Raw genomic sequence first — 13,751 nt, 5'->3', positions numbered from 1 at the left:
TTTTAACAACGAATAGTAGCATAAAAATTATGGATCTGTATTTAAAAGGAAAAAACGCGGTAGTGACCGGCGCCAGCCAGGGACTTGGCAGGGCTATCGCCAAAGAATTAGCTATAGAAGGCGTTAAAGTATTGGCAACCGCCCGGAATGAAGAATTACTAAAAAGCCTTCAGGAAGAAATAGTAGCGGCCGGGGGCGAAGAACCGCTTATATTGATACAGGATTTTGTTGCACCTGATGCGCCACAGAAAATTGCAGCGGCGGCTTTGTTAAATTTGGGCGAGGTTGACATATTGATCAATAATACCGGCCGCAGTCAGCCGCTGGATGTTATTGGGGCGGATGAGGCCTGGAGCGAGTCGATGACGATGGACTTTGACCGTCACCGGCAGCTGACCCAACAATTATTACCTCATTTTATAGAGCGTGAGCAAGGCGCTATTTTAAACATTACCAGCACGTATGAACTGCGCAGCGTGAATGTTTCGGCGGTAGCCAAAGCAAGCATCGCGATGTGGTCAAAACAGCTGTCGGCACAATTGGGTAAGCATGGTATCAGGATCAACTGCCTGCAGCCTGGTCTTTTGGATACGGCTAATGTACGCCGCATATTTACTGCCGAAGCGCGAAAGGAATTTGCTGCCCGGGAAATACCCCTGGGTGATTTTGGTGAACCGCAGGATATAGCCAATATGGCCACTTTCCTGGTATCGCCCCGTGCAAAATATATCACCGGTACTGTTAATATTGTAGATGGCGGAATGCGTCATTATGCTTTCTGATCATTTATAATGACGAGTATTATTATTACATCACTTTCGCTTAAAAAGGGTAGCAAAGTGATGTAGTGATAGTATTTTTGGCAGGACTATTTGCCTTAGGCTGATCATCAATTAAGATTATGTTATTTACCCGCTTTTTTCATAACTATGTCAATGATCAGATATTTTCCAAAATTCGCTTAGTAAATTGATATCTTTATATCATACCCAAACCGAATGAGCACTATTGTAAAGAACCGGATAACCTCCATTGATTTCCTTCGCGGCACTATTATGATCATTATGGCGCTTGACCATGTGCGAGATTATTTATACTCCGGCTCGTTTCTGTTTGATCCGCTTGATCTTACAAAAACAAGCGGCATATTATTTTTCACCAGGTGGATCACCCATTTTTGCGCGCCCATATTTATGCTGCTTGCCGGAACATCGGCCTATCTCATCGGGCAAAAAAAGTCCAAAAAGGAATTATCAATTTTCCTTATAAAAAGAGGCCTGTGGCTCGTTTTTCTTGAAATGGTCGTGGTTAACTTTGCCTGGAATTTTAATATTGCGTTCCCCATGTTCTTGTTTGTAACTATTTGGGCGTTAGGTATAAGTATGGTAATACTGGCGGCATTTATTCACCTGCCTAAAAGGCTCATCCTTGGGATTTGCATTGTTATAGTAGCGGGGCATAACCTGTTGGATAATGTGCATGTGGAAGGTAATTCGGTAGCTGCTTTTGGCTGGGCGCTGATCCATGACCAGCGATTTTTTACCTGGCACAAGGAAATTCTTTTAGTAGGTTACCCCATTGTTCCGCTGATGGCAGTAATGCCCATGGGCTATTGTTTGGGCGCATGGTATACCGCTGGGTACGATGCCGATAAGAGACAACGGAATTTATTGATCCTCGGTAGTTTAGCTATTGTTTTGTTTGTGACATTGCGTTATACCAACTTATATGGCGATCCGGTAAAATGGAGCGTACAAAAAGATGCGTTCTTTACTTTCCTGTCATTTATTAAAGTGAGTAAATACCCGCCGTCTTTATTATACCTCTTAGTGACGCTGGGCGGGGCGTTTTTATTCCTGTCATTTACCGAAAAATTAAGGGGGCGCGTTGTAAACATAATTTCAGTATATGGCAGGGTGCCCATGTTCTATTATCTTATCCACATCTACGTAATACACCTGATAGCTGTTATTGCGTCGGCCTTTATCCCGGGACAGGATTGGAAAATATGGTTCCTGACCAAGCCTATTTGGTTTACCACCAATCTTAAAGGCTATGGATTTTCGTTGCCGGTAGCTTACCTTATTTGGATAGCCATAGTTGTTGCTTTATATCCTTTATGCAAACGCTATGACGCATACAAACAGGCCAATAAACAAAAATGGTGGTTGAGTTATTTGTAAATTTTTTTTACTGATGATTGTAATTATTCGCTCCTTAAGCTTTTTACCGGGCTTGCAATTGCCGCTTTAATAGATTGAAAACTTATGGTAACCAACGCTATCAATACCGATATAAGCGCTATAAAAGCAAAGGTTAGCCAGGTAACGTTGATACGGTAGGCAAAGCCCGACAGCCATTTATCCATAGCATACCAGGCCAATGGCCAGGCAATGATATTGGCTATCAAAACCAGTTTCAGGAAATTACCCGAAAGCAATAGCACAATACGCTGTACAGATGCGCCAAGCACTTTTCGTACCCCGATCTCTTTCACCCTTTTTTCGGCGGAATGTGATGCCAGGCCAAATAAACCTAAACAGGAAATGAAAATAGCCAGCCCGGCAAGGATACCGACTATTTGGCTTACCTGGTTGTCGGCCTTGTAAACCTCGTTAAAGTGATCGTCCAGAAATTGATATTCAAATGGGTAATCAGGATATAGGCTATTCCATTTCGATTTGATAAATGCTATAGCAGCGGCGGTATTATTACCGTTGATCTTAACAGAGATATTTCTGAAATCCCAGGAATGCGCGCATACCATAAACATGGGTTCAATTTTGTATTGTAAGGAGTTAAAATTGAAGTTTTTGGCTACTCCTTTTATTGTGCCTAATGAATCAAAGCCAAACTGTAAGCCTATTAACGATGATAAGGGGGCTTTGGGATGATCTTTTAATAGCGATTTTGCCAGTGCTTCGTTAACAATATATTCCCGCCCGTTGAGCTTTTTATCCCGAGAGAAATTTTGACCGGCAGCCAACTTTATTTTGTACAGATCAAGATAATTATCATCTACCACCAAAAGGGTTGTACCAAAATCTTGCTTCGGTCCATCTGCAGGTTTAAATGATACTCCTGTTTGATCCAGATGGCTTCCTAAAATATCCTGCGAAGCGGTTACGCCAGATACCAATGTGCTGTTTAGTAATTCATCTTTAAAAAGCTCGTATTTTTTGGTGGTGATCCTATCTAAAGGGATATTGACTATTTGTTCACGATTGTATCCGGGATCCTGTTTTTGCATAAATCTTAGTTGCCTTAACACAAATACAGTGGCAATCATCAAAAAAATAGCACTGCTAAATTGAGTAACAACCAGTATATTCCGGAGTAATCCTTTGTCTTTCCCAACTTGTATAGAGCCCTTTAAAACTTTGGCTGCCTGGAACGAAGATAAGTAAATAGCAGGGTAGATGCCCGATAGGAGACCGATAAGAACAGTGCCGCCAAACACAAAAAAAATAGCGCCGAGACTACCGAATACATTGAAATTTATGCTTCTGTCGCTCAGGTTATTGATATAAGGGAGGGCCAGTTCAACCAGGCCAATGGCAAAAATTAATGCGATGAAAGAGATTAGGACTGTTTCGCCTAAAAATTGAAAAGCCAGCTGGAAACGATGAGCACCTATAGATTTGCGGATGCCCACTTCCTTGGCTCTCTCGGCCGAACGGGCGGTTGAAAGATTGATGAAATTAACACAGGCAATAATGAGTACGATGAGTGCGATAATGGCAAACAGGTTGGTTGATTTTTTATCAAATTTCTGATAGTTGATATAATCCAAACCTATATCGGCCGAGTTGGCGTGTACATCCTTCAAAGGCAGCAAAAACAGCTTCATATATTTGGTGCCATCTTTACCCAGATGCTCTGTAATAAAGGCGGGGAATTTCTTTTCCAGTAATGCCTGATCGGTGCCTGGCGCAAGTTCAAGATAGGTATTTAGCCAATTGCCACCCCAGTTTTTAAACATCCAGGGTTTATAAATACTGCTGAATGAAAACAGGGCATCAAATTGTAATTGTGAGTTTTGAGGTATATTGGCAAGCACTCCGGTTACGGCAAAAGAAACAGTATCATCACCATAATGGGTTACCGTTTTCCCGATAGGGTTGGCATCTCCGAATAATTTTTTAGCTGTTTTTTCGGTAAGTAAAATGCTATTAGGTTTTGCAAGCGCAGTTTTTTTATCGCCGCTGATGAGTTTAAAATCAAAGATCTGGAAAAAGGTAGAGTCGACAGCAAATGCTTGTGGCAAAAACATGCGCTCGTTGTTATAGGTCATCTGGTATTTTTCATTCCACTTTATCTTCGTGAAATTTTTTATTTCCGGGTACTTCATTTTTAAAGCCTGCCCCATCGGAAACATAGATAGTGCAACCTTTTGCGTTGTACCTTCCTGACCAACCGTTTGCACTTCATTTAAACGGTAAATGTTTTTGGTATGAAAATTATCAAAGCTCTTTTCATAAGCAACAAACATTGTTATCACCATAAAGGCGGCCATACCCACAGCCAAACCTATAATGTTAATGGCCGAGAAAGCTTTGTTCTTCCAGATATTGCGCCACGCTATTTTAAAATAGTTCTTGATCATCAGTTTAACGTTCTTAGGGTTAGGAAATTAAAATGATGCTCTAAAATACATGCCATGTTTTTAAATATCTGATTTTTAATTAATTATGCAGATGCTGCGGGTATTGTACTGTATCAGAACCGAACGTGATATTGCTTGTTGTGTATCAAAAACGGATAGACCTGACAAAAAATATTGTATTATTTAAAAAGCATTTTGGTTGGTTTTTATTTACCTGTAAGAGATATGGCATGAATGCTAATCGGTTACATTTGTACATAACTAACTATAAAAAATATGAAAGCAATCCAAATGACAGGGTACGGAGATTCATCCGTTTTGAAAATAGAAAACATAGCTAAACCTGCACCAGCAACCGGTCAGGTGCTCATCAAAATAGCGGCTACAACTATTAATCCCTTTGATATGAAAATCCGCTCGGGTGCAATGCAGCAATTTATACCTATTCCAATTCCCTTTGTTCCAGGTACTGATTTCTCCGGAACGGTAGAAGAGACCGGCGAGAATGTAACCCGGTTAAAAAAAGGAGATAAGGTATTCGCCACCACATTTGGCGGTACCTATGCTGAATATATTGTGATGGATGAAAAAAATATTTCTTTGATCCCGGATAATGTTAGCCTTAATGAAGCTGCAGCACTGGCTGTTCCGCTGAATACTGCCTATAGCGTACTGATAGAGAGCGCGAATCTGCAAGCGGGTCAAAAAGTATTGGTGCATGGAGCTGCAGGTGCTGTCGGTATCGCGCTGGTTCAGATGGCCAAAGCATTGGGTGCTTATGTAATTGGCACAGCATCGGCAAAGGGCGCGGATCTCATTAAATTATTAGGCGCCGACGAAGCAATCGACTATAAATCACAAGACTTTAGCAAATTAGTGCATGATGTTGACCTGGTTATAGACGGAGTAGGAGGTGAAACGCTGCGGAAATCATACGCTGTGGTAAAAAAGGGTGGTAAATTAATTAGCATAGTTATGCCTACTTCAAATGAAGAAGCTGAAAAATATGGCATCTCTGCCGAGTTCATCAATTCTGCGCCAAAGCTTGAGAAATTAGCATTCGGTAAAAAGTTGGTCGAGGAAAATAAAATTACTCCACAGATAGTCAAAGTACTGAGCCTTGAAGCTGCTGCTGAGGCACAGGACCTGGTTACGGCAGGGAGCCTTAATGGAAAAGTGGTCTTACAGGTAAGTTAATAGAGCTTGTTGTTAATTTAAAGATTTAGCTTACCTGATGATATGTTAATTGGACGAAGGCTCGAATCCCTCTATCTCTCTGAATCGTTCGCAAGTGCCTAAATACCTGCGCTTTGCTTGAAATTTTTTATATCAAATCAATAATGTTTAGCAAGGCCTTCGGATTAATTTCCGGAGGCTTTTATTTCTATATATTCAACATTAACCTCTTTTTGTACATTTGAAATGTACTGAATGTTAACGTTTTTAAATCTTTGCAGTAGCAATGTCAGATCTTTAGTGAAAATTCAATACCACCAAGCGTAATGACAAACCTTCTCCAGCAGAATATAAACACACATATATCCCTTTCAGTCCCGGAAATGGAAGCTTTTTGTGATCTGTTTCAAAATATAACCATAAAAAAGAAAAGCTTTTTATTGAGTGAGGGCGAGGTTTGCAAGTTTGAAGGATTTGTGGTGAAAGGGCTTTTTCGAGTTTATCATATTGATCAGAATGGTTTTGAACAAGTACTCTATTTTGCTGTTGAAAATTGGTGGATCACAGATATTGATAGTTTTACCACTGGAAAACCTTCACAGCTTTTTATACAAGCCCTTGATGACAGCGAAGTATTGCTCATCTCAAAAAAAGATAAAGAGGGAGCTTATACAAATATTCCCAAAATAGAAAAGCTCTTTAGAGTAATGACCCAAAAGACGCATGTTGCTTTGCAAAGAAGAATGATAGACAATTTAAGCAAAACTGCAGACCAACGTTATCTTGACTTCATTGAAAAATATCCAGCACATTATAACCGCCTCACGAATCTTCAAATAGCGGCTTACCTGGGAATTAGCCACGAGTTTTTAAGTAAAATAAGGAAAAAGATAGTCGGTAAAAAATAATGCCGATCTCATTTATTGAACTTGTTCAACGTTTTTGAGTATGAGATGATCGCATCTTTGTGCTGTTATTAAACAGCAAAATCATGAAACGTATTATTTCAACTTTATTATTCTTAACCATCTTAAATTTATTCAGTATGAACGTACAGGCACAAGGTTTCAAAACTATTGAAACAAGCAATTTTAAAATTCAGGTTTACAATGCATCAGAAAATAGTTTTGGAGTGGCATCGGTCATCATATCCGGAAAAACAGATGCTGTATTGATCGACGCACAATTTACATTAGCAGACGCCGAAAAAGTAGCCCAGGAGATCAAAAACTCCGATAAAAAACTAACCACTATTTATGTCTCTTATGGCGATCCGGATTTTTACTTCGGATTGGAAGTGTTTAAAAAATACTTTCCGGAAGTTACTGTTTATGCAGCACCGGCAACTGTAGAGCATATTAAAGCGACGGCTCAAAAGAAATTAGATGTATGGGGGGCACAATTGGGTAAAAATATTACATCAAATGTTATTCTGCCCCAGGTTTTAAAAGGAAACAGCATTGATCTGGAAGGGCAGAAATTAGAGATTGTAGGCTTGGAGGAATTTCCATCTAAAACTTTTATCTGGATACCTTCTATAAAAGCAGTTGTAGGCGGTATTAATATTTTTGGAACCACTTTCCATCTTTGGATGGCTGATGCACAAACAACAGAAGCCCGCAAAGAGTGGATCAGTGTTTTAGACAAAATTGAAGCATTACACCCGGCAATTGTGGTTCCTGCACATGCTAATTCTGCAAGTCCATTTGATGAGAGCGCCGTAAAGCACACGAAAAGCTATATTCAGTTCTATGAAGAGGCTTTAAAAACCAATAAAACCTCGGGAGCCTTGATAGCTGCGTTAAAATCAAAATACCCTGCGCTTACTTTTGACATCGCCTTACAAATAGGTGCGAAAGTAAACACTGGCGAAATGAAATGGTAAAATCATTAATCTTGTTCAATCTGGCAATGTTTATTGCAGGGCCAGGTTGTTCTTTTAAATAAAAAATAAAATGACAGATCTTGCAATTATAAAAAGCACTTATGAAGGCAAAACTTCAGAAGAAAATGGGAGAAATTTAGCTAAATACGTAGCCGAAGATATCAACTGGACCGAAGCCAAAGGTTTCCCCTATGCAGGAAATTACATCGGCCTGGAAAACATCGCCAAAAATGTTTTCAGTCGTTTGGGAAGCGAATGGATTGATTATAAATTTACACCAGAAGACTATGTTGTGAGCGACAATAAAGTTGTAGCATATGGTACTTATACGGGGACTTACAAAATCACCGGTAAATCATTTGCAGCCAGAGTTGCTCATGTATGGAAATTGAAAGATGGAAAAATCAAGAGTTTTGAACAATTTGTTGATAGTCAACCCGTCAATGACGCCATGAAAAATTAGATATTCTTTATAAACCCTAATAATAGCTTGAAAACACAAAACCCAATGGTTATTGGGTTTTGTTGTTATATATTCCGGTATTCTTTTTAGCGTTTCCAATATTCATCAACACCACTGCAAGCAGAATAAGCGTAACGCCTACCCATTGCAGCAAGCCCACGGGTTCTTTTAGCAGCAGGTTTGCCATTAATACAGAAACCGGTATTTCTATAGATGCAATAATGGCTCCCAGTCCCATGCCTGTAAGTGGCATTCCTCTTGTAAATAATAGTGGCGGAAGGATGGTGCCAAATAAGGAAAGGATAGGGCCCCAGCGCAGAAAAATTTCGTATGAAAAATGCTGATTTAGAGACGTATGGAAAATAAATGCGATAATGATCAATCCGCCCAGGATCATATAAAGACTTCTTTTTAAGGGAGGAGAATGAAGTTCAATATGGTTTGATGAATACATGGTGGCTGTATAGCAAAGCGCGGCCAGGAGTCCCCAGCCAAAGCCAGTCCAGTTAATAGTAACAGATTGTTTATATAAATTGGTAGCCAGTACCGTCCCGGCTAAAATGATAAAAACTGATGCGATCTTGCGTAATCCGGGTGGTTTTTTATGTAGGATCATTTCCAGGATAACGCCCATCCACACCGTTTGCATTAACAACACAATGGCAACACTTACCGGGACGTACTGAACCGAGAAGTAGTAAAAAACGCTGGTTAGCCCCAAAGATGTTCCCGCGATAATTAGCTTAAATAGGCCTTTAATACCTGATATTTTTGCTGCCGGCACGGTCTCGCGTTTACGGAACAAGGTTAAAATAAGCAGCCCTGCAAATCCAATACAGTACTGCGAAAGGGTTACTTCGGCGGTACTGAATCCTTCTTGATAAGCCATTTTTACAAAGGTTGCCAGCATCCCGTAACTGGATGCTCCCAGCGCGATAAAGATGCTCCCTTTGAGTACATTGTTTTTCATGTTAGGCCAGTTCCCTCTCTATCAGGTTTCTTATATCCTGGTGCGATGTATCAATGGATCTTTTAAGTTTCTCCGGACCGTATGATAATCCGCTAACAGTGATCACATGAATGTTGCTGATGCCTATAATATTAAATACGGTTTTTAAATATGTGCTCTGGAAATCCATGTGCTCGTTATAATCTCCTTTTTCATACCCTGGTTCACCTCTTGAAAGCAAAAGAAATAGCGTTTTATTTTCAAGTAATCCTGTATAAGGGTTCTGCACATCGGCCCGGTTAAACGTAAAAGTTTCGTTAACTCTTACAATCTGGTCGATATAGGCTTTAAGCGCGCTGGGAATTGACCAGTTGTACATGGGCGAGCCAAGCACAATAACATCGGCTTCGTGTAGTTCAGTAATGTAAGCATCACTTAATTTTAAAGTCTCCATTTGCGCTACGGATCTTGTTGTTTCTGGTGTGAAAGCGGCAGTGATCCAATCTTCGTTGATATGAGGTACATCGGTATTTCCTAATTCCCGGGTATTGATAACAGCATCGTTATGGATGTTTTTCCAATGGTTTATAAACACTTCTGTCAATTTTCTGCTTTGAGATTTAAGCGATCTTGCGCTTGAATTGATGACCAATACTTTTTTCATTTCGATAATTTTTATACAAAAGTATAGGCGCGTTGGGTTATATTTGTATACCAATTTTCATAAAAACTACAGCCCAGATGTTGCCTTACAAATCATTGATCCAGGTTGAGCGAAAAGCCCCTGTCGCGTTACATATCCAGGTATGCAATAACTTCATAGCATTGATCACGAATGGAACACTACAGCCCGCCGATATATTGCCAAGTTCACGGGTACTGGCAGAGTTGATTGGTATCAACAGAAATACGGTAAAGCTGGCTTATGAAGAACTCGTTAGCCAGGGTTGGGCAGAATCTATAGAACGTAAAGGTGTATTTGTGCTCTCCAAATTGCCTATTCGTTCCAAAACGCTATTGCCTGAAACTGGTAAAAGCAATAGTCCGAAGGAAGCTTTTATATGGACAAATAATTTTGAAAAGGCGACCCCGAGTGATGATCTTCAAAAAACTGTTCTGGCTATTGATGATGGCTTTCCTGATGTGCGTATGGCCCCGGTTGATGTACTCATGCGCGAATACCGAAGTCTTTCCAGGAGGTTTCATGGTAGAAACTTTCTAAAATATGGCAGTTCTATGGGATCAGAACATCTTCGGACTTCTATTTGTAACTATCTTTCCCATAGCAGGGGTTTAGTTGTTGCTGCTGAAAACATACTCATTACAAAGGGCAGTCAGATGGGCATCTATTTAGCTGCGCAACTGTTGCTTAATTCCGGAGATAACATAGCGGTTGGAATTTCAAATTACGGTTCCGCGGATGATACTTTCAGACATTCAGGTGCAAATTTGTTGCGGATGCCGGTTGATGACAACGGAATGGATGTGGATTTTCTGGAGGAAACTTTACAGCATAAGAAAATAAAGGCGGTATATATTATACCTCACCACCACTTTCCTACAACCGTAACTATGAGCATGGAGCGCAGGTTAAAATTATTAAACCTCGCCAAAGAATACCGTTTCGCGATCATTGAGGACGATTACGATTTTGATTTTCATTACGATAATAAACCCTATCTACCATTGGCAAGTATCGACCATCATCATAATGTAATTTATATAGGCTCCATCTCTAAAACTTTTGCCCCGGCCTTGCGGATCGGGTTTATGACAGGGTCTTCGGCATTTATAGGGGCCGCGTCTTCATTACGGCAACTGATAGATAAACAAGGCGACACCTTATTGGAAGAAGCATTCGCCGTACTGTTTGATGACGGGGAGATGGAAAGGCATTTTCGGAAATCCTTAAAAATTTACAAGCAGCGCAGGAATTTGTTCTGTGATATACTCCAATCCGACTTTAATGATAGAATAGAATTCAAGATCCCGGAGGGTGGGCTTGGGGTTTGGACAAGCTTTGATAAACAGATCGATTTAATAAAAATGGCCGAGGATGCCTCAAAAAGAGGCCTTTATATCGGCAATGGAAGTTTTTATAAGAACGAATCTTTTGTTACCAATGCGCTAAGAATGGGATTTGCTTCATTAAATGAAAAGGAAATGACGGAGGCGCTGGGGATCCTGAAAAAAATAGTTTATTAAATTCACTGGGCTACCCTTTATCTGGTAACTGGCATATTTAACAAGCATGTTATTAGACTAATTTTGTATCAAATAAATCTTAAAGAAATGCAAACACGAATTAAAATTGACAAAATAGCACCTGAAGGATACAAGGCCGTACTTGGGCTGGAAAAATTCATTGAAAGCACACCGTTAACAAGAACGCATAAAGACCTGATTAAAATCAGATCTTCCCAAATAAACGGATGTGCTTTTTGTATCAACATGCACACTTTAGACGCCCGCAAAGCCGGCGAAACAGAACAGCGAATCTATGCCCTCAATGCCTGGCGCGATACCCCGTTTTTTTCTGAAGAAGAGCGGGCGATATTAGCGTTGACTGAGGAGGTTACTTTGATTAGCAATCATGTAAAGGATGAAACCTATGCGCAAGCGGCTAAAGTATTGGATGAGACTTACCTGGCTCAAGTGATCTTAGCCATTATTATCATTAATGTATGGAACAGAATCGGCATCACCACCAATCTGATACCAGCATAAAGCTGGTATTATAGATTGATTGTGAAGGCCGTCTTTTCAGTTAAAACAAGAAAACCCGACTTAATAGTCGGGTTTTCTTGTTTTGTGCATATATCTTTTTATCTGCTTTCGGCAAGTTGTTCACTATTCACCACGCGGCCGGGGTAAACTTTTAAAGCTTCTTCCAGGCAGATCATTGCGTTTTTCAGGTCTTCGTTTTTTAAAACGTAAGCCATGCGTACCTCGTTATATCCTGCGCCTGGGCTGCTGTAAAAGCCGGTTGCAGGAGCCATCATCACCGTTTGGTTATTATAGCTAAAGGTTTCCAGCATCCATTGGCAAAATTTATCGGCATTATCAATGGGTAGTTTGGCTACAACATAAAAAGCACCACCCGGATTTGGGCAGTAAACGCCATCTATTTTGTTCAATGCGCTTACCAGCGTATCCCGGCGGCTGGTATATTCTTTATTTACGGCTTCAAAGTAGCTGTCGGGTGTATCAACCGCGGCGGTACCTGCAATCTGTTCAACCATACCGGCGCTCAGGCGGGCCTGAGCAAATTTTAAACCAGCAGTTAAAACAGCTTTGTTTTTGGTGATCAGGCAACCCAAACGGGCTCCACAGGCACTATAACGTTTACTTACCGTATCCATTATGATTACGTTTTCGTCCAGTCCATCAAGGTGCATGGGCGAAATAAAAGTGCGGCCGTCATAGCAAAACTCCCGGTATGCCTCGTCCGAAAACAAGTACAGATCATATTTTAGGGCCAGTTCTTTTAAGGCTTCGAGTTCTTCTTTGGAGTATAAATAACCCGTAGGATTGTTAGGGTTACAAATAATAATAGCCTTGGTTTTATCGGTTATCAGCTTTTCAAACTCACTGATAGGGGGCAGGGCAAACCCGTTATCAATAAAAGAAAGTATCGGTTTTACCACAATATCATTCTGGCTGGCAAAGCCATTATAATTGGCATAAAAAGGCTCCGGGATGATCACTTCATCACCAGGGTCAAGGCATGCCATCATAGATATGGTAATGGCTTCAGAACCGCCGGTGGTTACAATGATATTATCTGGTGTAATGTTGTAACCCAGCTTGTTATAATATTCTGTAAGCTTTTTACGGTAGGTGAGTGTGCCTTCGGATGGGGTATAGGCCCAAACCTTAAAGTCAATATTTTTAATGGCATTCAGCATGCCTTCAGGAGTTTCAATATCGGGCTGGCCAATGTTCAGATGATAAACTTTTTTACCATCCAGCTTTGCTTTATCAGCATAAGGTGTTAGCTTACGTATAGGCGATGCGGGCATGCGCTGCCCTTTTTGAGATATTTTTGGCATGTGCAAAATTAATAAAAAAGAAAGTATTGTTGTTGCATACTTTCCTAAACGAAAAAAGACCCTTGAGAAAGGGTCTTTTTTTTATAAAGTTTTATAATCCCTCGCTAAGCAAGGGCTTAGCTTTATTTGCTCGACGCTGGTTTGGCAACAACCTCACCAATAATGTTCAGATACTTTTCTGGTGTAACCGCGTTTGATTTTACAACAATAGTTTTGTTGAAAGGTGCGGCGGCAGCAGCATTGTAAGTGATTTTAATAGTACCTTTTTCACCACCTTTTACAGGAGTTTTGGTGTAATCGGCAATTGTACAACCGCAGGTTGGTCTTACTTCTGTCAAAATAAGAGGCTCTTTACCAACGTTGGTAAATTCAAAAACGGTGGTTACAGGAGTACCCTGAGGTATTTTGCCAAAGTCGTGTTTTTCTTCATTGAATTTAAACTCCGCTTTTTGGCTATCCTGTGCCGATGCAGTAAAGGCAAAACCTAAAACTACTGCGCAAATCATTAGTATCTGTTTCATATGTTGTTTGATTAATACAAATATATAAGGTTTAACGTAAAACAAATATATAAGGTTTAACCTAAATTAAAAACTATTAGTTAAACTCCATGTTTTATC

General features: G+C 40.2%; 13 protein-coding genes. 8 read left to right on the top strand and 5 right to left on the bottom strand.

Going from position 1 to position 13,751, the window contains the following annotated elements:
• Window positions 1-29: 29 nt before the first annotated feature.
• Entirely contained in the window at window positions 30-782 is a 753-nt protein-coding gene (locus AB6735_RS20055) for an SDR family NAD(P)-dependent oxidoreductase (RefSeq protein ID WP_370997817.1), read from the top strand.
• 216 nt (window positions 783-998) lie between these two features.
• Window positions 999-2,183, top strand: coding sequence for a DUF1624 domain-containing protein (locus AB6735_RS20050; protein ID WP_370997816.1), 1,185 nt, complete (start codon window positions 999-1,001; stop codon window positions 2,181-2,183).
• A gap of 23 nt (window positions 2,184-2,206) precedes the next feature.
• Here the strand turns inward: AB6735_RS20050 and AB6735_RS20045 are convergent, their stop codons facing one another.
• Window positions 2,207-4,606: an ABC transporter permease gene (locus AB6735_RS20045; RefSeq protein ID WP_370997814.1), complete on the bottom strand. Its 2,400-nt coding sequence runs from the start codon at window positions 4,604-4,606 to the stop codon at window positions 2,207-2,209.
• A gap of 276 nt (window positions 4,607-4,882) precedes the next feature.
• Here AB6735_RS20045 and AB6735_RS20040 point away from each other — a divergent pair, with 276 nt between their 5' ends.
• The 4 genes from AB6735_RS20040 to AB6735_RS20025 all read left to right on the top strand — a co-directional run bounded on the left by AB6735_RS20040 (window position 4,883) and on the right by AB6735_RS20025 (window position 8,130).
• Window positions 4,883-5,803, top strand: a complete 921-nt coding sequence (locus AB6735_RS20040) for an NADP-dependent oxidoreductase (RefSeq protein ID WP_370997812.1) — start codon at window positions 4,883-4,885, stop codon at window positions 5,801-5,803.
• Window positions 5,804-6,108: 305 nt separating this feature from the next.
• Window positions 6,109-6,690, top strand: coding sequence for a Crp/Fnr family transcriptional regulator (locus tag AB6735_RS20035; RefSeq protein ID WP_370997810.1), 582 nt, complete (start codon window positions 6,109-6,111; stop codon window positions 6,688-6,690).
• A gap of 83 nt (window positions 6,691-6,773) precedes the next feature.
• The gene (locus AB6735_RS20030; RefSeq protein WP_370997809.1) at window positions 6,774-7,667 is read left to right on the top strand and encodes an MBL fold metallo-hydrolase; all 894 of its coding nucleotides are present in this window, start codon (window positions 6,774-6,776) and stop codon (window positions 7,665-7,667) included.
• Between the two features lie 70 nt (window positions 7,668-7,737).
• Complete coding sequence (locus tag AB6735_RS20025; protein WP_370997808.1) at window positions 7,738-8,130, top strand: nuclear transport factor 2 family protein; 393 nt, start codon at window positions 7,738-7,740, stop codon at window positions 8,128-8,130.
• 49 nt (window positions 8,131-8,179) lie between these two features.
• Here AB6735_RS20025 and AB6735_RS20020 read toward each other — a convergent pair whose 3' ends face one another.
• Window positions 8,180-9,100, bottom strand: a complete 921-nt coding sequence (locus AB6735_RS20020) for a DMT family transporter (RefSeq protein ID WP_370997806.1) — start codon at window positions 9,098-9,100, stop codon at window positions 8,180-8,182.
• A 1-nt stretch (window position 9,101) separates the two neighbouring features.
• The gene (locus tag AB6735_RS20015) at window positions 9,102-9,743 is read right to left on the bottom strand and encodes an FMN-dependent NADH-azoreductase (RefSeq protein ID WP_370997805.1); all 642 of its coding nucleotides are present in this window, start codon (window positions 9,741-9,743) and stop codon (window positions 9,102-9,104) included.
• A 77-nt stretch (window positions 9,744-9,820) separates the two neighbouring features.
• On the opposite strand from AB6735_RS20015, the gene AB6735_RS20010 reads away from it, so the two are divergent.
• Window positions 9,821-11,284 (top strand): PLP-dependent aminotransferase family protein, encoded by a 1,464-nt coding sequence (locus AB6735_RS20010; protein ID WP_370997803.1) that lies wholly within the window; start codon window positions 9,821-9,823, stop codon window positions 11,282-11,284.
• Window positions 11,285-11,371: 87 nt separating this feature from the next.
• A complete protein-coding gene (locus AB6735_RS20005) occupies window positions 11,372-11,806 on the top strand; it encodes a carboxymuconolactone decarboxylase family protein (protein ID WP_370997801.1) in 435 nt (144 codons plus the stop codon).
• A gap of 98 nt (window positions 11,807-11,904) precedes the next feature.
• On the opposite strand, the gene AB6735_RS20000 is transcribed toward AB6735_RS20005, so the two are convergent.
• Together AB6735_RS20000 and AB6735_RS19995 are read right to left on the bottom strand one after the other, a co-directional pair.
• Complete coding sequence (locus AB6735_RS20000; protein WP_370997800.1) at window positions 11,905-13,131, bottom strand: pyridoxal phosphate-dependent aminotransferase; 1,227 nt, start codon at window positions 13,129-13,131, stop codon at window positions 11,905-11,907.
• A 122-nt stretch (window positions 13,132-13,253) separates the two neighbouring features.
• Entirely contained in the window at window positions 13,254-13,652 is a 399-nt protein-coding gene (locus tag AB6735_RS19995; protein WP_076370587.1) for a DUF1573 domain-containing protein, read from the bottom strand.
• Window positions 13,653-13,751: the final 99 nt, after the last annotated feature.

Origin of the sequence: Mucilaginibacter sp. RCC_168 (assembly GCF_041355315.1) — a bacterium.
Lineage (GTDB): Bacteria > Bacteroidota > Bacteroidia > Sphingobacteriales > Sphingobacteriaceae > Mucilaginibacter.
The sequence above is the reverse complement of the archived record's forward strand: the minus strand, read 5'-3'. Positions and strand labels throughout refer to the sequence as shown.